General features: G+C 54.2%; 19 protein-coding genes. 13 read left to right on the top strand and 6 right to left on the bottom strand.

Annotated features, from left to right (window positions below):
• Window positions 1-21 precede the first annotated feature (21 nt).
• Window positions 22-1,032, bottom strand: a complete 1,011-nt coding sequence (locus V8L73_RS00595; RefSeq protein WP_027273720.1) for a sigma-54 interaction domain-containing protein — start codon at window positions 1,030-1,032, stop codon at window positions 22-24.
• Window positions 1,033-1,660: 628 nt separating this feature from the next.
• Between V8L73_RS00595 and V8L73_RS00590 the strand changes: the two genes are divergently transcribed.
• From V8L73_RS00590 to V8L73_RS00550, 9 genes are all read left to right on the top strand, one after another.
• The gene (locus V8L73_RS00590; RefSeq protein ID WP_261831829.1) at window positions 1,661-2,515 is read left to right on the top strand and encodes a FliM/FliN family flagellar motor switch protein; all 855 of its coding nucleotides are present in this window, start codon (window positions 1,661-1,663) and stop codon (window positions 2,513-2,515) included.
• Entirely contained in the window at window positions 2,508-2,879 is a 372-nt protein-coding gene (locus V8L73_RS00585) for a FliM/FliN family flagellar motor switch protein (protein WP_027273722.1), read from the top strand. Before V8L73_RS00590 ends, V8L73_RS00585 begins: the two co-directional genes overlap by 8 nt.
• Complete coding sequence (gene fliP / locus V8L73_RS00580) at window positions 2,876-3,634, top strand: flagellar type III secretion system pore protein FliP (RefSeq protein WP_261831830.1); 759 nt, start codon at window positions 2,876-2,878, stop codon at window positions 3,632-3,634. Before V8L73_RS00585 ends, fliP begins: the two co-directional genes overlap by 4 nt.
• A gap of 8 nt (window positions 3,635-3,642) precedes the next feature.
• On the top strand, window positions 3,643-3,915 hold the full coding sequence (locus V8L73_RS00575) for a flagellar biosynthetic protein FliQ (protein WP_027273724.1): 273 nt from the start codon (window positions 3,643-3,645) through the stop codon (window positions 3,913-3,915).
• A gap of 1 nt (window position 3,916) precedes the next feature.
• Window positions 3,917-4,699, top strand: coding sequence for a flagellar biosynthetic protein FliR (gene fliR / locus V8L73_RS00570; RefSeq protein WP_027273725.1), 783 nt, complete (start codon window positions 3,917-3,919; stop codon window positions 4,697-4,699).
• On the top strand, window positions 4,692-5,831 hold the full coding sequence (gene flhB / locus V8L73_RS00565) for a flagellar type III secretion system protein FlhB (protein ID WP_027273726.1): 1,140 nt from the start codon (window positions 4,692-4,694) through the stop codon (window positions 5,829-5,831). Before fliR ends, flhB begins: the two co-directional genes overlap by 8 nt.
• A complete protein-coding gene (gene flhA, locus V8L73_RS00560; protein WP_347253881.1) occupies window positions 5,824-7,908 on the top strand; it encodes a flagellar biosynthesis protein FlhA in 2,085 nt (694 codons plus the stop codon). The genes flhB and flhA overlap by 8 nt, the downstream gene beginning before the upstream one ends.
• Before the next feature lie 228 nt (window positions 7,909-8,136).
• Entirely contained in the window at window positions 8,137-9,432 is a 1,296-nt protein-coding gene (locus V8L73_RS00555) for a Fic family protein (RefSeq protein WP_347253880.1), read from the top strand.
• A gap of 153 nt (window positions 9,433-9,585) precedes the next feature.
• Window positions 9,586-10,062, top strand: a complete 477-nt coding sequence (locus V8L73_RS00550) for a hypothetical protein (RefSeq protein ID WP_347253879.1) — start codon at window positions 9,586-9,588, stop codon at window positions 10,060-10,062.
• A gap of 8 nt (window positions 10,063-10,070) precedes the next feature.
• Here V8L73_RS00550 and V8L73_RS00545 read toward each other — a convergent pair whose 3' ends face one another.
• Window positions 10,071-10,502: a helix-turn-helix domain-containing protein gene (locus tag V8L73_RS00545; protein ID WP_051155593.1), complete on the bottom strand. Its 432-nt coding sequence runs from the start codon at window positions 10,500-10,502 to the stop codon at window positions 10,071-10,073.
• A complete protein-coding gene (locus V8L73_RS00540) occupies window positions 10,502-10,786 on the bottom strand; it encodes a type II toxin-antitoxin system HigB family toxin (protein WP_027273734.1) in 285 nt (94 codons plus the stop codon). The genes V8L73_RS00545 and V8L73_RS00540 overlap by 1 nt, the downstream gene beginning before the upstream one ends.
• Before the next feature lie 629 nt (window positions 10,787-11,415).
• Between V8L73_RS00540 and V8L73_RS00535 the strand changes: the two genes are divergently transcribed.
• Entirely contained in the window at window positions 11,416-12,087 is a 672-nt protein-coding gene (locus V8L73_RS00535; RefSeq protein ID WP_347253878.1) for a hypothetical protein, read from the top strand.
• Between the two features lie 25 nt (window positions 12,088-12,112).
• Here V8L73_RS00535 and V8L73_RS00530 read toward each other — a convergent pair whose 3' ends face one another.
• Window positions 12,113-12,931, bottom strand: coding sequence for a C40 family peptidase (locus V8L73_RS00530; RefSeq protein ID WP_422655603.1), 819 nt, complete (start codon window positions 12,929-12,931; stop codon window positions 12,113-12,115).
• Between the two features lie 257 nt (window positions 12,932-13,188).
• Here V8L73_RS00530 and V8L73_RS00525 point away from each other — a divergent pair, with 257 nt between their 5' ends.
• The gene (locus tag V8L73_RS00525) at window positions 13,189-13,809 is read left to right on the top strand and encodes a glutathione S-transferase family protein (protein ID WP_261831836.1); all 621 of its coding nucleotides are present in this window, start codon (window positions 13,189-13,191) and stop codon (window positions 13,807-13,809) included.
• A gap of 131 nt (window positions 13,810-13,940) precedes the next feature.
• Window positions 13,941-15,212: an amidohydrolase gene (locus V8L73_RS00520; protein ID WP_347253876.1), complete on the top strand. Its 1,272-nt coding sequence runs from the start codon at window positions 13,941-13,943 to the stop codon at window positions 15,210-15,212.
• A gap of 5 nt (window positions 15,213-15,217) precedes the next feature.
• On the opposite strand, the gene V8L73_RS00515 is transcribed toward V8L73_RS00520, so the two are convergent.
• Window positions 15,218-16,150 carry a LysR family transcriptional regulator gene (locus tag V8L73_RS00515; RefSeq protein WP_347253875.1) on the bottom strand — a complete coding sequence of 311 codons (933 nt, stop codon included), beginning with the start codon at window positions 16,148-16,150 and terminating at the stop codon, window positions 15,218-15,220.
• Between the two features lie 174 nt (window positions 16,151-16,324).
• Here V8L73_RS00515 and mltB point away from each other — a divergent pair, with 174 nt between their 5' ends.
• A complete protein-coding gene (gene mltB / locus V8L73_RS00510; RefSeq protein ID WP_347253874.1) occupies window positions 16,325-17,419 on the top strand; it encodes a lytic murein transglycosylase B in 1,095 nt (364 codons plus the stop codon).
• Window positions 17,420-17,434: 15 nt separating this feature from the next.
• Here mltB and V8L73_RS00505 read toward each other — a convergent pair whose 3' ends face one another.
• Complete coding sequence (locus V8L73_RS00505) at window positions 17,435-18,529, bottom strand: GGDEF domain-containing protein (RefSeq protein ID WP_347253873.1); 1,095 nt, start codon at window positions 18,527-18,529, stop codon at window positions 17,435-17,437.
• Between the last annotated feature and the right edge of the window lie 257 nt (window positions 18,530-18,786).

Raw genomic sequence — 18,786 nt, 5'->3', positions numbered from 1 at the left:
TGACGAAAAAGCAAATCAGGCTTAGGAAAACTGCACTTCAATGCCGTTTTTACGCATGGAGGCCAACCGATAGCGCAGCGCCCGCGGCGTAATGCCCAAGAGGTCGGCGATTTTTCCTCTATTGCCGTGGTATTTGCGCATGAGGTCTGCAATGTACTGGTACTGAGCAAAACGGCCGTGTTCCCCCAGGCTGTCGCTCTCCTGCGGCTGCGACTGCGGGCAAATAGCGATATGGGAAATGTTCTCTTTGTACGGCTGTTCTACATAAGAAGAGGAGGTTGATGCAGGCAGGCCCAGCGAATCCGGAACGATGACGCCGTCCCGGCTTAAAATCATGCCGCGCTGAATGGTGTTTTCCAACTGGCGAACGTTGCCCGGCCAGCCGTACTTCAAAAGCGCCGTTTTGGCTGATTCAGAGAGCGTAGCCTGACGGCCGAAGGCCGTGGCGTATTTTTGTATAAACCGTTCGGCCAAAGGCAAAATGTCGCCGACCCTTTCGCGCAGCGGCGGAATAGAAATCGGCACAACGGAAAGGCGATAGTAAAGGTCTTCCCGAAAGCGCCCGGCGGCCACTTCGGCCTCCAGGTTTTTATTGGTGCAGGCAATAAGGCGGAAGTTCAGGCGGATCGAACGATTGCTGCCGAGGCGCTCAACCTGATGCTCTTGCAGCACGCGCAAAATCTTCGCCTGCAGGGCCAGCGGCATATCGCCAATTTCATCAAGCAGCAGCGTGCCGCCGTTAGCCATCTCAAGCTTACCGGGGACCGCAGACACCGCGCCGGTAAACGCGCCTTTCTCATAGCCAAACAGCGTCGCTTCCAGCATGTTTTCCGGAATAGCGGCGCAGTTGACGCCGATGTAAGGAGCATCCTGAGGTTCAGGAAACGCCAGAGAATGAATGAGCTTGGCGATGCACTCTTTACCCGTTCCCGTTTCGCCCTGAACTAATACAGGTATATTAAAAGAAGCTACGCGTTTGGCCAGTGACAATACTTTGATGCTGGCGGACGCTTCGGCGATAAATCCCGACATCTTTAATCCTATTCAGTTGTTTGGTTAATAAGAAATACACGATAAAGTAAAACAGCCGCCATAAACTCACGCGGTCGCTCTTTCACTTATTTGCCACCCAACGCATTCACACTCACGTTTGCTACAACGCTTAACTCAAAATTGAGATGAATAAGGACACATTCAAAATCAGATAAAAAAGAATGTATATGAGCATGAAGCAAAGGGCGTTATTCTTTTTCCGTTCATTTCTATAATGAAAGAAAACTCAGAACGAGCAGGATAGTACCATCGTAATCAAAAGAGTGTTGACATAAATGAATAATTAAAAAATTAATTAATAATATTCAATAAGATAGACGCAGAAAATCGTATCAGCGCCGGAAGATGAGCTAATATCAAGAATATGAAAATTATTTATTTATAATATATTAAAGCCTTTTACCCATTGCCATAACAATAGACTTGCTGTTAAATACCGCCTTCGTTTCAGTCGAAGACTTTATCTGTAAACACGATTTCCTTCTCTCCACTATTAATAGCTGCATTTAATGAACAAAACTTAAATGCAAAAATAAATATTTTTTAGCGGTGAGTAAAAAGCACAATTAACCATACAACTTATGTCATTATTCAGAGAGTGAACGCCATGCTGAAATACAGCCAAACCCCGGGCATATTTAAGCTCGAAGGAAACAGACTTGGCCGACCTTATCACCGTCTTCCAACCATGTTTATGAGTAAGTTTGACGTTATTGACTCCCGACTGAATAACTACTTTTTGAAAAAACATCGCACCAGCATTACGTTAAAAAAGATCGACTGCGAAATGGATGTTACCAACAAAACCGCCGAGTTGATGGCCTCGCAGGTCGGCCACTTGGCCTTTGACATCGACCGCCCTTTACTGCTGACGCTTTTGAGCAACTTCTATGGGCTGGAAGAGGCCAGAGACGACGCGTCGCCCGACCGCCCGACAAAAACCGAAATGCGGCTAAAAAGCCGCCTGGCGATGGACATCTGCAGCCTTATCTTTCATAAGGATACGCTTGGCATACCGCTGTCTATCAAGATAGACACCAGTACGGTATGCACGCGCTGGGCCTATCAGATAGCCCTCAACCTGACTGACGATGAAAACGGACGCTTTTACATTCTGTTGGATGACGCTCACACCGACCACATTCTCAACTTCCTGCGTAAAAAAGAGACGGCTCGTACGCCGGAAGACGCCCGGCAGCGCCTGGAAAACAGACGCGCGGCGGTTGACGCACTCGCCAATACGCTGCCGCTGACTCTTCGAGTAAACGTCGCCCAGTTCCCCCTAAGCGTGGCGGATTTAGCGACGCTGAAAGCGGGCGACATTTTGCCCATCAGCCTGCCGGAGACCTTTCCCGTCTATATCGGGAAATCAGAAATATTTCACGCTCTGATTGTTGAAGATCGGGAAAAACTTTACCTGTCAGAAATTACGGAAACCACCACTGAGAAATCCTATGAGTAACCAAGAAGATTCACTTGAGCAAGGGTTGGAACTCAACGTTGAGGACGCCGCCAGCGCATCCCCACGCCGCACGCCTTCGGCGTCGACGCCGGATGCAGTCAGGCTTACGGACTCTATGCCACTTCTAAAGCGTATCCCCGTCACGCTCACGCTGGAGGTCGCCTCGGTGGAGATCGTGCTGGCTGACCTGCTCAACGTCGACGACGATACGGTGATTGAGCTAGACAAGCTGGCCGGCGAACCGCTGGACATCAAGGTCAATAACATCCTGCTTGGAAAGGCGGAGGTGGTGGTCGTTAATGAAAAATACGGCCTGAGGGTACTGGAATTCAATACGAACAGCATTGACGACTTGAACCCATGAAAAAATCGACCCTTATCGGTTCGGCAATAGGCCTCGTTCTGATGGTCGCGTCGCCGTTTGTCTTAGCCAAGGGCGGCGATATTTCACTTTTGAACGTCGCAACCCACGGCGACACGCAGGAATACAGCGTCAACATTCAGGTGCTCATCCTGATGACGCTGGTCGGCCTGCTGCCGACGATGGTGCTGATGATGACGAGCTTCACGCGCTTCATTATCGTTCTGTCGCTTTTGCGTCAGGCGCTCGGCCTACAGCAGACGCCGCCAAACCGAATACTGATAGGCATCGCGCTGTCGCTGACGATGCTGGTAATGCGCCCTATCTGGATAAACATCTACGACAACGCGGTCGTGCCGTTTGAAAACGATCAGATAACCATGTCGCAGGCGCTCGACAAGGCCGCCTCGCCGCTCAAACGCTTTATGCTGGCGCAAACCAACAAGAAGGCGATGGCGCAGGTGATGACCATCGCCAACGCGAAAGGCGAAGCGGCGGATCAGGATCTTTCCATCGTCGTTCCGGCCTATGTGCTTAGCGAGCTGAAAACCGCCTTCCAGATAGGCTTTATGATCTACATTCCGTTTCTGGTCATCGATCTGATTGTCTCCAGCGTCCTGATGGCGATGGGGATGATGATGCTGTCGCCGCTTATCGTCTCGCTGCCCTTCAAGCTGATGCTGTTCGTGCTGATTGACGGCTGGGGTTTGACCGTCGGCACGCTGACGGCCAGCATTCGCGGTCTGGGACTAGGGTAGGAGCCGCTATGTTAACCATTGACGTCGCCGCCGACATCGTCGGCAGCGGTATTAAAATAGTGATTATCCTGGTTTCCGTTATGGTGGTGCCAAGCCTGCTGGTCGGGCTTTGCGTCAGCGTTTTTCAGGCAATCACGCAAATCAACGAGCAGACGCTCAGCTTCCTGCCTCGCCTTATCGTCACGCTGGTAGTACTGGCCGTATGCGGTAAGTGGATGCTCATTCAGCTGCACGATCTCTGCATGCACCTGTTTACTCAAGCGGCAACGCTGGTGAATTGACATGATCCAGACGGATATCACAACGCTCAGCAACCTGGTGCTGGGGCTTTGGTACCCCTTTGTGCGCATAATGACCTTTATTCGCTTTAGCCCGGTGCTGGACAACACGGCCCTGACTTCGCGCGTACGGGTTCTGCTGGCGCTGGCGCTGGCCGTCATCATTACGCCGCTGGTGCCGCACCCGGTTCCCACCGGGCTGCTCAGCCTGCACACGCTGGTGCTGACGGTAGAGCAAATCCTTTGGGGCATGATGTTCGGCCTGATGTTTCAGTTTATCTTTCTTGCCCTGCAGCTGGCGGGGCAGATCCTCTCGTTCAACATGGGCATGAGCATGGCGGTAATGAACGATCCGTCCAGCGGAGCGTCCGTTACCGTGCTGTCCCAGTTTATTTATATCTACGCCGCACTGCTGTTTTTCATTATGGACGGCCACCTGCTGCTGGTTAGCGTGCTGTACAAAAGCTTCACCTATTGGCCCATCGGCAACGCGTTGACGCCCCAGTCGCTTCGCAGCATCGCGCTGGCGATGACCTGGACGTTCGGCGCGGCAACGCTTTTGGCCCTGCCCACCACCTTCGTGATGCTTATCGTTCAGGGCTGCTTTGGCCTGCTCAACCGCGTGTCGCCGGCGCTCAACCTGTATTCGTTAGGCTTTCCCATCAACATGCTGTTCGGGCTGGTGTGCTTCGCCGCCCTGCTTTACTGCATGCCGGATCGCTATCTGCATCTGGTCAACTTTGTTCTGCAACAGCTCGATGCGCTGAGGGTTCCCGCTCATGGCTGATAACGGCAGCGAAGAAAAAAGCGAGAAACCCTCCGCCCAGAAGCTTCGCAAAGCGCGCGAAGAGGGGCAGGTCGCCCGCTCCAAAGACGTGAGCCTGGCCGCAGGGCTGTTCGCCGCGTATTTGGTGCTCAGCACCAGTTTCCCGTGGTACTGCGACTTTATTCGCGAAGGGTTCATTACCGTACACCAGTTTGCGCAGCAGGTCGGCGACGACGCCATCATCGGCCAATTTTTACTGCATAACCTGCTCGTCTTAAGCAAGTTCATCCTGACGCTGCTGCCGATACCGCTGGCGGCGTCAGCGGCATCGCTGGTGCCGGGCGGCTGGATCGTCGTACCGAAAAAAATTCTGCCTGACTTCGGCAAAATCAATCCGCTAAAAGGGTTTGGCAAACTGTTTTCCAAAGAGCATACGGTAGAAACCGGCAAGATGGCGCTCAAGGCGATTATCGTTTTGGTAATGCTGGGGCTGAGCCTGCGCAGCAACTTCCACAGCTTTCTTAATCTGCAAAACCACTTTTTCTATCAGGCCGTTACCACTGGCCTGTCGCTGTATGCCGGCATCATGCTCAACTTCATTATTCTCTTCGCCTTTTTCGCACTCTTGGACGCTCCGCTGGCGAAGTTCATGTTCACCCGCGGGCTGAAGATGACCAAGCAGGAAGTGAAAGAAGAGTACAAAAACCAGGAAGGCAAGCCGGAAGTCAAAGCGAAAATCAGGCGGCTACAGCGGCAAATGGCGATGGGGCAAATTCGCAAAGTGGTGCCGAGCGCCGACGTGGTGATCGTCAACCCGACCCACTTCGCGGTCGCGCTGCGCTATGACCAATCACGCGCCGCCGCGCCGTTCGTCGTCGCTAAAGGCACCGACGAGATTGCGCTGTTTATCCGTCAGGTGGCGAAAGAGAGCGGCATCGAAGTCGTCGAGTTTCCAAAGCTCGCGCGCGCCGTCTACTACACCACGCGGATTAACCAGCAGATCCCCTTCCAGCTTTACCGGGCCATCGCTCACGTGCTGACTTACACGCTGCAGCTGAAGAGCTGGCGCGCCGGCCAGCAGGATCGCCCGCACCTAAACCAACACATATCCATCCCTCAAGAGGCGTTGAAACAGGATACAGAAAATGATTAAACGAGTGCTGACAGCCTTACGGGGCGGACGCCTTGGCGTTCCTCTGGTACTGCTGTGTATTTTGGCGATGGTTATCCTACCGCTGCCGCCGATGCTGCTGGACATACTGTTCACCTTCAACATCGTGCTGGCGGTGCTGGTGCTGCTGGTCAGCGTCTCCACCAAGCGGCCGCTGGACTTCAGCCTGTTCCCAACCGTACTGCTGATAACCACACTGATGCGCCTGACGCTCAACGTGGCGTCGACCCGCGTGGTCCTGCTGTTCGGCCACGAGGGCGTAGGCGCGGCGGGTAAGGTGATTGAATCCTTCGGTCAGGTGGTGATCGGCGGCAACTTCGTGGTCGGTTTTGTGGTGTTCATCATCCTGATGATCATCAACTTTATCGTCGTCACCAAGGGCGCCGAGCGTATTTCCGAGGTTTCCGCGCGCTTTACTCTGGACGCCATGCCGGGCAAGCAGATGGCTATCGACGCCGACCTGAACGCCGGGCTTATCAACCAGGCGCAGGCGCAGGCCAGACGTAAAGAAGTGGCGGGAGAAGCCGACTTCTACGGTGCGATGGACGGCGCCTCGAAGTTTGTGCGCGGCGACGCCATCGCCGGGATGATGATCCTCGCCATCAACATGATTGGCGGTATCTGCATCGGCATCTTCAAACACAACCTCAGCGCCGAAGCGGCCTTCCAACAGTACGTGCTGATGACCATCGGTGACGGTCTGGTAGCGCAAATTCCTTCGCTGCTGCTGTCTACCGCCGCCGCCGTTATCGTGACCCGCATCAGCGACAGCGGCGATATCGCGACCGACGTGCGTTCGCAGCTTTTGGCAACCCCGTCGATACTCTACACCGCCGCCGGCGTTATGTTCGTGCTGGCCATCGTGCCCGGTATGCCCCACCTGCCGTTCCTGGCCTTTACCGCCCTGCTGTGCTTTGTCGCATGGCGCCAGAGTAAGCGCCCTCAGGTAGCGGAGACGGATGAAAAAAGCCTGGCCGACCTGAGCAAGTCCATCACCGAAACGGCGGAGCAGCAGGTCAGTTGGGAAACCATTCCGCTGATTGAGCCCATCAGCCTGAGCCTCGGCTACAAGCTGGTTTCGCTGGTGGATAAGACCAAGGGCAACCCGCTGACCCAGCGCATTCGAGGCGTGCGGCAGGTGATATCCGACAACAACGGCGTTCTTCTGCCGGAAATTCGCATACGGGAAAACTTCCGCCTCAAGCCGACGCAGTACGCCATCTACATCAACGGCATTAACGCCGCCGAGGGGGAAGTCCCTGCCGACAGGCTGATGGCGCTGCCTTCCAGCGAAACCTACGGAGAAATCGACGGCGTTTTAGGCACCGATCCGGCCTACGGTATGCCGGTCACCTGGATACAGCCCACGCAGAAGGCCAAAGCGCTCAATCTCGGCTATCAGGTTATCGACACCGCCAGCGTTATCGCGACGCACGTTAACAAAACCGTGCGCAACTACATTCCCGAGCTCTTCAACTACGACGACATCACCTATCTGCACAACCGATTGGGCTCGATGGCGCCAAGGCTTGCCGAAGACCTCGGCGCGGCGCTGAACTATGGCCAGCTGCTAAAGGTGTATCGTCAGCTTCTCACCGAGGGCGTTTCGCTTAGGGATATCGTCACCGTCGCAACGGTGCTGGTCACCGCTAGCGTAAACACCAAGGACCCGATCCTCCTTACCTCGGACGTGCGCCTGGCGATGCGCCGAAGCATTACGCAGTCTCTGGCCCGCCACCGCGAGCTGTCGGTCTATACCTTAAACAACGAGCTGGAAAACCTGCTTCTCAGCGTCGTCAACCAGGCCCAGCAGGGCGGCAAGACGTCGCTGGACAGCGTACCGGTCGATCCCAACATGCTCAGCCAGTTCCAGACCAACATGCCGCAGATACAAGAGCAGATGAAGGCCGCCGGCAAAGAGCCGGTGCTGCTGGTCGCCCCGCTACTGCGCCCGCTGCTGTCGCGCTACGCGCGGCTGTTTGCGCCGGGGTTGCAGGTGCTCTCCTATAACGAAGTGCCGGACGAGCTGGAGTTGAAGATATTGGGGTCGTTGACGTAGGTTTTTTCTTTTTCGTTCATGTAGGCGTTAGTGGATATTCCGATTGGTCGCGATGGCTGGTCGGAATATTTTTTTGCGTTGGCGCGCCTGAGGCCGTTTGATGAGCTTCAGAAACAGAGGCTGGCGGTGGCGCTACCACGAATACGCCAGTCATCAACAAGCAACATTGCTATTCTGCCCCCATCCGCTAAACTATCTCAATATTCCTATTTTTTGAGATAGTTCTCCATGGCGATTAAACGACCTCCCGCGCTCGTCCCATTGAGCCATATCACCGGCGAACAGCTGGCGTCTTACGCCTCCTGGTCACGCGTTGTCGATGATAAAGGGCGCTATCTCCCATGGGACGAGTTTCAGTTCCGCGTTAACAAAGGGCAGGACCCGGTTCTTGCCTGGAGCTTCACCCGGCGCGCGCGTAGCGCCGCGATGCAGTTTCTCAACTATGCCAATGAGCAGGGTGAACGCGCAGGGTTTAATAACACGCCGCTGATGTCGGAAGTGTGCGAACGGGTGGATAAATACGCAACGGCCCAGGCCCTGCTTCAACAGCAGCAGCGGCTACAGGATATTGGCGCGATGCTAAGCCAACTGCGACTCGATGAGGCCATTACCAGCGCCCAGTTGGAAGGGGCCAACACCACCACGCAGGTGGCGAAAAACATGCTGGAAACGGGGCGCAAGCCGCGCACGGAGAGCGAACAGATGATCGTCGGCAACGCCCGGCTGATGGGCGAAATTTCCGCACGCCTTGATGAACAGCTCACTCCCGCGCTTATTCGCCATTTTCATTCGGTCGGCATGACGGGCATTGACGACAGGAAGTACGCACCGGGCCACTTTCGGACCACTGACGACGTTGTTATCGCCGATTATGACGGCAACGTCGTTCATCAACCGCCAAAGGCCGAGCATATTGACGAACGGCTCGAGCGGGTATGTGCATGGGTAAATGCGGATGCCGAAACCTACGTTCATCCGCTGGTTCGCGCCTGTATCCTGCATTTCATGATTGCACACGAGCATCCTTTCCGGGATGGCAATGGGCGAACCGCGCGGGCCCTGTTTTACTGGTTTATGCTGAAATCAGGGTACGAGGCGTTTCGCTATATTTCTATCAGCAGTTTGCTTTACGCGGCGTCGACTAAATATGCCTATAGCTATCAGTACACTGAAACGGACGGCATGGATTTAACCTATTTTCTCGAATATCAGCTGGGCATCGTGAAGCGGGCGTTAGATAAATTCTATGGCCACATCGATACCGTCATAAAGCGCCGCGCACGACTCGACAGAACGCTTTTTGACTCAGGGGCGTTACAACGCCTGACGCAGCGGCAGGTCACTTTGCTGAACATTATGCTGGCCGACGAAAGTCAGGGGATTACCGTAGCGCACATCGCCGAACGGTTAGGCGTGTCGGACAACACCGCGCGCAGCGATCTTAAAACGCTGGTCCGTGAAGGCTTTGCCGAAGCGCGTAAGGCCAATATGCAGCAGACGGTTTATTTTGCGGCGTTGACGTGATGCGGCGTCGGCTCCATTGACGCGGGTACTGGCGTACCCGGCTCGGCCTCATCACGGGAATATCAGCGTCTGCGGGTATTACAAAAAGCGCCTGGATTTATAGGGTCGGATCCAGTTTAATAACACTCAGGATTATTCCTATAAGGTTTTGGTATGAAATCAAATAAATTTGACGGTCTCCTAAAAGACATAAGCGATGCTTTTTATGATAAAAACTATAAATATATTCAGGAATCTTCATCAAAGGTATTTGGAACCCATGAAGAAGCTTTTTTACTTTCAGAATTAGCGGAAAACCTTCCTTATAGCATTTTTGAAGCTTTTTTATTGATTAATTTGAATTTTTTATTAGAAAAATCTCATGAAGAATTAGAAAGTATAATTACCACATCAAATAATAAAAATAAGAAACTAGCTCTATACCATATAATACAATTTTTAAAATCCCATAGTGATATAAAAAACGAACACCTTATAAGGCTGGGGATTAAATTAGATAACATAGGTTATACATTCAATGATAATGTTCCGTACAAAGGATTAGATAAAGTAAATCAGACATTGTATTTCACATATAATATACAGAAAGAAAAAATATCAAAATTCAAAAAACTCTTTTCATATTCTTAATGGTTGCATCAAGCTGCCCAGTAAATGTCTTCATCTGAAAGCTTAATGCCATCCTCAGCTTCAACGTGATTAACATCTTGAATCAGAATATCAGCCGGTATACCCAACCCCTTATGCAGCCGCCTTATCATTGACAGACTGAGGCGACGCTTGTAATTAAGCACTTCCGAAACTTTGGATGCAGAACCCATGAACCGGGTCATGTCAGATTGGGTTAAGCCCTGCTGCTCCATCCTAAATTTGATAGCCTCAATGGGGTCTGGCTTATCCATCGGGAACTTGGATTCTTCATAATGCCCAACAAGCAGGCTGAGTAGTTCGAACTCATCAAAATCATCGGTATCGGGCTGAAGATCGCTATTAGCAAGCTGCAATAAGCGATCCATTCCACGCTCATAGTCATCGTGGGTCTTGAAGATGCGCCAATTTTGCTGTGCCATTAGAGCCTCCACTTATCATACTCGGCGTGGGTGCCAATTTTTTCAATTACAACTACGCCTGCAATGTAGACAACCAGCACAACCAAGCGATAGTTGTTACCTTTTATATTAAAAATGACTTTGTTATTAGCAAGGAAGTCGGCGCTTGGGAACCTGTTCTTTATGTCTTGAGGTGTTTTCCAAGTCGCTCTGCAAACTTCATCATACCAAGCATCTAAGGCACTTCTAGCTCGATTATGCCGTTGGCTGAAATCATGAATCTTCCCTAATCCTCTGACTCTCATTTTGACTGAAAATTCCCTATTTGGGAAGTATCTGTGATTTTCCCTAAAAGATAAAATGATAGCTTAACGAATACGGCGACCAGGCCGCCCCAAGGCCTATATTATGGCTACTCGCAGAGTATGAGTAAGGGCATGCCTCTGGCCTTTCTTAAGTCTAAGGATTTAGTATCTCTTCCCAACGGCAGCGCGGTAAGCCTCCTGCGTCAGCCACTCGCCTTTCGACCAGCAAGAAAAATGAAAAGTAATGAGCTGGATTGGTTAGAACCTGTAGCCATAAGATAGTCTCCAACGAGCGATTAATAAAAAGACGCTCACTCGCCCCACGCCGCCGGCGGTTTATTATTCAGAAAACCAATCCCGATGCCTACTTTCGCGGGCACGATGCGACGATACTGCGGCTAACGATCCGCAACAAGAAAAGGAATTTAGAGTCTGGAGATGTCCCGCAAAATATCGGCTTTGCCCCGCCGTTTCACGCTATAGGCCAATTTAGTCCAAATCCCAATTAAGTTTCCCGCCCCCCGCGTCGCTTATATCAATCAGCGATGCCCACTCGGACGACGGGATCTCAACGCCTCTCGCCCGCACGAACAAAAACGACAGAAAAGCAACACAGGGAACAAGGCGAAATGATTTCTCTCTCTGGCGCAGGCCAAAACGATCAACCGACGCCGACGGGAAGGCTTTCAATGACGAACGGCGCCAGAAGCGCCCCTGTGCCGGAAACGGTGACCCCACAGGCCGATGCCGACGACGGCGTGCTGAACAAGGCCATTCTGCTAGCGGCCACGCAAATACTGTTAACCACCGGCTCCGGTTCATCAAAAGAGGAAGATGCAAGCGCCGCCCTGCTCTACAGCCGTACCATAGCGGCGGTGGAAAAAATAAGCACCGAGCGCCGCCTTGCCGCTCCGGTGGAGTTAAACAAGGTTGAGCTTCAAAAGCTCAGAATCAAGCTGATACGACAGCTGGGCTCTTCCGCCAGCGCCTCGCTCCAACTGGCCAAAGAGGGCATTCAGACCGACGACGGGATTGAAGAAGTGAAGGTCAGGCCGTATGCGTCCCCGACGCTGGCCGAATTTGCCCAGCGGCGAGACGTCGAGCGCTCTAGCGGTAAAATCATCGATGAACGCCGCGTCGAATCGACGACGGATAAGGCTGAGCACCGGCCGGAACACGTTCCCTTCCCACCCTCACAGGCTCAGGATGAGAAAGGAAAGGCAGGACTTTTTAACGCGTTTGTCTTCACCGTTGCCGCGATAATTACCGGCTTTTTGCTGTATTTAACGCTGCTTTATTAATCACGGGAGGTGGCGGCGTAGCCCCCTAAAGCACCGTATCTTCAGACAGCACCCTGCGAGCGCCCAGATAGTGATCCTGCCAGAAGTCGTTGCTGAAGTCGCTGATGCGAATGCGCTCTCCGGTGCGCGGCGCTTCGATAAAGCGACCATTGCCCAGATAAACGCCCACGTGGTCGGCATGGTCCGTCGAATGGATATGGAAAAAGATTAAGTCGCCGCGGCGAAGCGCCCCTTTGTTCACCGGTCGGGCTCGAGGATAGTGGTACATTTGGTCAGCAGTGCGCGGCAGCTTTGCCGCCAGCAGGCGGTTATAGGCGTAAAACACCAGGCCGCTGCAGTCAAAGCCCTCCTGCGGCGTCTCTCCGCCCCACACATAGGGCTTCCCTAGCTGATCTTCCAGCCGGGTGATGGCCTTATCCGTCACGTTCTGAACGTATTCGCTGTCGGCCGGCTCATGGGATTCGGGCGCTCGATAGGGCGCAAACCATTCGGGATGCTGCTCAACCAGCTTACGGTTCTGCGCCCTTACGACCGACTTGGTGGCAAACACCACGCCCTTCATCTTTTCCTTTTTCTGTTCCTGCAAGGTGTGATACTTCGCCAGCAGCATTTCCCGATTGTGCATACGCTGCAGCGCGGCGTGGCTAAAAACCGGTTGGACGACGTGAGCAGGCGGCTTGTGCGGATGCGCGTGGGCGACCTTATACGCTTTAGCCTTAACTTTCGCCGTCGACGTCGTCTGCTTGGCCGCTAGCGGGCAGGCAAGCGTCAGCGCAAACAAAAATACGCCAAGGCGCTTTGTTCGACCAAAGGGAAAATGTAAACGATAGCGTGTGTCTGTCATTGTTTAGGAGGTAATAACGATCGCGGAGACCAAATAATTAACGGCCAACAACCTAACATGCGTGGGGGTTTGAAAGGGTTATTATGGAATTATTAAAATATTATTTATTATATATTAGTAGGTTACCACTAATTCCAATAAGAATGTCGGGCGGTTTCCGCTCTAAATATCCAAACAAAACCAAACTGCGTGGCCGCTATAGACATCCCCTCCGTTAAACGCCAAAGTGAAGATCCCCACCTCTACCGGAGAACGTCATGCTCATTTACGCCTACCCCTTCAGCCGCTCTACCCGCGCCCTATGGACCGCCGAAGAGCTTGGGCTCAGCTATGAAACCCAGTTTATCGACGTCAAAAACAAAAGCCGCATCGCCCCCGGCCACGGCAGCCCGCATCCTTTAACCAAGGTACCGGCGCTGATTGACGACGACGTTCGCCTGTTCGAATCCGTCGCCATTTGTAAATACCTGGCCGAAAACTACGGCGACGGTCGGCTTTATCCGGCAGAAAAAAAGAGACGGGCTGAGGTCGATATGTGGCTGTCCTACGCCGTGACGGATCTGGAGCAGCCGCTGTGGACCATGCTCAAGCACGGAATGCTGCTGCCCGAAGCGCAGCGCGTTCCCGCCATCGCGCCCGTCGCCCGGCGCGAATTTGAGCTTGCTTATCAAGCCTTGCCGAACACGCAGTCACCCACGGGTGAAAGTTTTACGCTCGCGGATATTTTTATTAGCCACGTGCTCTCTTGGGCAAAAGGCTTGGGCATTACGCTATCAGAACCGCATGAAGAATACGTCAGCCGCTGCCAGAACAGGCCCGCGTTTCTTAAGGCCCGCCAGCGAGAAGCCGAAGGGGTGGAGCAGCTAAAGCACCATTAGTTTAGCGTCTAGAGTTTAACGTCTAGTTTCACTTTGGCTATTGCTCATTCATAACTTATGAGTTATTAAAATCATAACTTATATTATTTACGCTTCCCATCCGGTCTCGTACGAAAGAAGAGGAATTCTCCATGACGTCAATCACCCCAGACCAGCTCCGCGCCTGGCGCAGGCAAATCCACCGGTATCCTGAAATAGGCTGGACGGAGTTCGTCACCACCGCAACGATTATTCAAACCCTGCGCAGCATGGGGCTTTCGGTCAAAACCGGCCCGCAGATCGTGCGTCGGGAAAGCATTCTCGGCCGCGACGAACAGTTGGTTGCGCGGGCGATTGACGCGGCCAGGGAACAGGGCGTTTCTCAAGCGCTGTTGGACGAAATGGACGGACTCACCGGCTGCATGGCCGAGCTGGATACCGGCGTTCCCGGCCCCACCTTCGGCTTTCGTTTCGACATTGACTGCGTCGCGGTACAGGAATCCAATAAGCAAGAACACCGCCCGGCCAAAGAAGGCTTCGCCTCCCGCTGCGACGGCCTGATGCACGCCTGCGGCCACGACGGGCACAGCGCCATCGGGCTCGGCGTCGCCGTCTGGCTGTGTAAAAATCGGGCCGGGCTTCGCGGCAGGTTCAAGCTGATTTTTCAGCCGGCGGAAGAGGGCGTCCGCGGCGCTCGCCCAATCAGCGACAGCGGCGTGCTGGACGACGTCGACTACCTGATGGGCATGCACCTGGGCTGTAATCTGAAAATGGGAGAAGTCGCCCTAGACCCGAAGGACTTCCTCTGCACCACCAAGCTCGACGTCTACTTTGAGGGCAAGCCGGCTCACGCGGGCGCAGACCCGGAAAAAGGCCACAACGCGCTGACGGGCGCCTGCCTGGCCGCCGGGCAAATCATGGCGGCGCCTCGCCACAGCGGCGGCATGTCGCGCATCAACGTCGGCACGCTGCGGGCCGGAGAAGGCCGCAACGTTATCCCGGCGACGGCGAAAATGGAAATCGAAGTGCGCGGGCAAACGGCAGAAATCACCCAATATCTGGTCGACTACGTCGAGCGCTGCGCGCTGGGCGCGGCCCAAATCCACCAGCTCACTACTAAAATAGAGAAAACCGGCGAAGCGCTGGATTTTACTAACGACCCAGAGATGGTTGACGTTATGCAGGGCGTCGTCGATGGCCTCACCGCTCTGACCAACGTCAGCGCTTCAATGGGCGGCAGCGAAGACGTCTCGCTGATGGTCAGGCGCGTACAGGAGCACGGCGGCAAGGCGATTTTCTTTATCGTCGGCGCGTCTCAAACCGCCGGCCACCACCACGCCCGCTTTGACATCGACGAGGCGGCGCTAACGACCGGGCTGACGCTGTTCACCGAAGGGATTCAGGCCATTCTGGAACGACCATAGCCCTCTCAGAGCGGCGAGGAAAACGCGTCGCTTTCAGGCTGACGGGCGCGCAGAAAGTCGATGTAGCGCTGGGTGTCGCCGTCGGCCGCTTTTCGACTGAAGCAGACGATTTCGCTCTGGATTTCCGGTAAAAACGGCCGATAGCAAACGGTCGACGAATTCGGCAGCGGAAACGCGCTGACCAGGCTTAGCCCCAGCCCTGCCTCGACAAACGTCAGAGCGCTTTCCAGATCGGAGACCTCCGCAACCCGACGCGGCTCGGCGCCCGATTTGGCCAGCGCCCGATCCAGCAGATCGCGGCCAATGTTGTTTTTGATGAGGGCGATAAAGGGAAGACCGTGAAGGGAGGCGGGAGTAATTTCAGGCGTCTCGCAAAGCGGGTGCCCGACGGGCAGCGCACAGACGATGCGGGTTTTGCGAACGGGCGTCTGGCTAAGGCTGTAGTTGTCGTTATAGGCCACAGCGTCGGCTATCGCGACGTCCGCCTGCCCCTGCGCCATCATCGCCGGGATCTGCTCGCTGCGCACGATCTCCAGGTAGACGGTAATTTCAGGATAAGCCTGCATAAACTCGGCAGTTATGCGATTTACAAAGCCGTGGGCCAGCGTCGACGGCGCCAGAATGCGAAGCGGCGCCCGGCGCTGACGCTGCTGAAACTGGGTCAGCCGGCTAAATGACTCGGCGATAATGCCTATTTCCTGATAAAGCGTTAGCGCGTCGGCGGTTGGGCTGAGGCGGTTACCCTCCCGCAGGAACAGTGGACGGCCGCAGCGGGTCTCTATCTGGTTGAGCGTGCGGCTCACCGCCGGTTGAGAAATCCCCAACCGCTCCGCCGCGCCGGTTACGCTGCCGGCGTCTATCACCGTTTGCACAATTTCCAGATCGCGCAGGGTCGCCCATCCGCCCGCCCAGGACGCCCGCTTTATCGTTGTCGTCATGACTGTTGCTCGTGAAAAAGTCGTGATGTGCAGTATACCCAGACGAGCCGCATTCTGTCCGTTCATCTTTAGTAAAAAGCGAGCCGTCCCGCAATGAAAGATTCCGGTTTAAGCGGCTATCAGAATGTCTTACCATAGTGGCTGTTTTTTTATTCTGCCGCCTACGGATGTGACATGCGCTATCTGACTCTCTTTCTGCCCCTATTCCTGTTGCTCACCGCCTGTAGCAGCAAGCCCGACCTCAGCGCCAAAAGCGAATTGGAGAGTTCCACGTCCGGCGGCTTTAAGCTGGACCCAGAGCACAGCGTTCATCCGTTGACGGGCGACTTTTCCGGCAATCCGAATGCGGAGCGCTTTATCGACAACATGGTAAATACCCACGGCTTCGACCGGCAGCAGCTTCACGACGTTCTGGCCCAGACCAAGCGCTTGGACTACGTTTTAAACCTGATGGAGCAGCAGGCGCCGACACCTAAAACCACGCCGCAAACGCCGAGCGTGCCGGTGCCTAACGGCGCCTGGATCCGCTATCGCAACAAGTTCATCACGACCGATAACGTGCAAAAAGGGGTGGAGTTCTGGAACCAGTACGAAGATGCGCTTAAGCGGGCAGAGAAAACGTACGGCGTGCCGCCGGAAATCATCGTCGGCATTATTGGCGTAGAAACCCGCTGGGGCCGAGTGATGGGAAAAACCCGCATTATCGATGCGCTAGCGACGCTCTCCTTTGACTACCCGCGCCGGGCAGCCTACTTTACCAAAGAGCTGGAAATTTACCTGCTGATGGCGCGCGCAGAAGGTAGGGATCCGCTGTCGCTACAGGGTTCCTATGCCGGCGCTATGGGCTACGGCCAGTTTATGCCGTCATCCTTCAAGGACTACGCCGTCGACTTCAACGGCGACGGGCACGTCAACCTGTGGGACCCGGTTGACGCCATTGGCAGCGTCGCGAACTACTTTAAGGCCCACGGCTGGCAGCCGGGCGAAAAAGTGGCCATCGTCGCTCAGGGCGACGCCCCCATGCTGAAGCACGGCTTCAACACGCGCTACACCGCGACCGCTCTTGCCGCCGCCAAACTCAGGCCTACGGCTCCGTTGGGGAACTATAAGGAAACCAGCCTGCTTAGACTGGATATGGGAAAAAGCTTTCAGTACTGGTACGGATTGCCCAACTTCTACGCCATTACGCGCTACAACCACAGTACCCACTATGCCATGGCCGTCTGGCAGCTCGGTCAGGAAGTCTCCGTCAGTCGCCGCATGAAGTAAGCGCCGGCACGCGGCCTATCGGGAATCAATAGAGATGCGGTTTCGCCCGCTTCTCTTCGCCCGATACAGCTGGCTGTCGGCCGAGCGGTAGATATCTTCCGGCGTCATCATGTCTTTATCCGGCGTAATCACCGTTACGCCGATGCTTATTGTCAAAGAGATCCGAGCGCCGTCCGTCGAGGTGAATTCATGGCGTTGAACGCGTTTACACAGGCGACTGGCGCTGCTAAAGGCCTCGATTCGCGTCAGGTTCGGCAACAGCAGCGCGAACTCCTCTCCGCCGATGCGCCCGACAATGTCGCCGCTTCTTACCGTGCCCTTCACCAGCTTGACGACGTCCACCAGCACCCGATCGCCGCTGTCATGCCCGTAGGTATCGTTGACGGACTTAAAGTAGTCGATATCGATAATCATCATGGCGAACGTCATTCGCTCAGCCGTCGCCTGCTGTTTTAATCCCTGCAGGTGGGCAAAAAAGGAACGTCGGTTAATGGCGGACGTTAAGCTGTCGCTATCGGCAATCACTTCCAGCTCCTGAAAGCTGCCGCCGCGAATGTACTCACCGATATATCCCCAAAACAGCGATAGCGCGATGGCTCCCAACAGGTTGAGCAACGCCACATAGCTCTGGTTGAATATCGGCCAGCTGCCCAAATGGGTTAACATAATCGTCAGAATAACGAGAAAATAGCAGACGCTGTAGGCAGACCCCTGCTTTCCGCCCAAGAGAAGGAAGGCAAAGCCCGCCGGGATCACCAGATAGGCGCTGATTTGGTATTCCCCTTGAAGCGCCCAGAACACGATGATGACCAGCAGAGAGGTCAATATTACGGTAAACCACACGCTCTGCTTTAAGCGCCCTCTCATCCACAGATCGACCAGAATAATAATGCTAAGAAAACCGCACACCGCATTACACAGCGCGGCAAGCCAGCTTTGAGCGCCAAACAGGTGAACCGGCACGAACGCAAAAGCGCCAATGGCGGTAAAGACCGTGGTATAGATGACGTGCTTCACCTTTCGCTCATCCTCGATGCGGTCTATCGACATCGAATGGGCGATAACGCGTTGAATCAACCTGTTATAGAGAAAGGAGATAAACTTTTTCATGAATGACGTTATCAATGAGTGAGTGAAAATCGCCAAAACTGACGGCGAATAACCGCATCCTGCGCGCGATCCTCCCTCCCTGTAAGCCTCTTCGAATAACGATTGACGCAGTCAGAAGACACAGCCTAATGATAATCTATAAATCAGCCATTCACTGGAAAAAGGCGAATTGAGGAAAATTGCAGCGACGTAAATAGGCGCTACAGAGCGATGAACGCGAGAATTAATACGCTGGCGCTTTCCACAGGCTGCACACT

This window comes from Leminorella grimontii (assembly GCF_039789245.1).
GTDB lineage: Bacteria > Pseudomonadota > Gammaproteobacteria > Enterobacterales > Enterobacteriaceae > Leminorella > Leminorella grimontii.
Note: the sequence above shows the minus strand (reverse complement) of the source record. Positions and strands in the feature narration are given on the sequence as shown.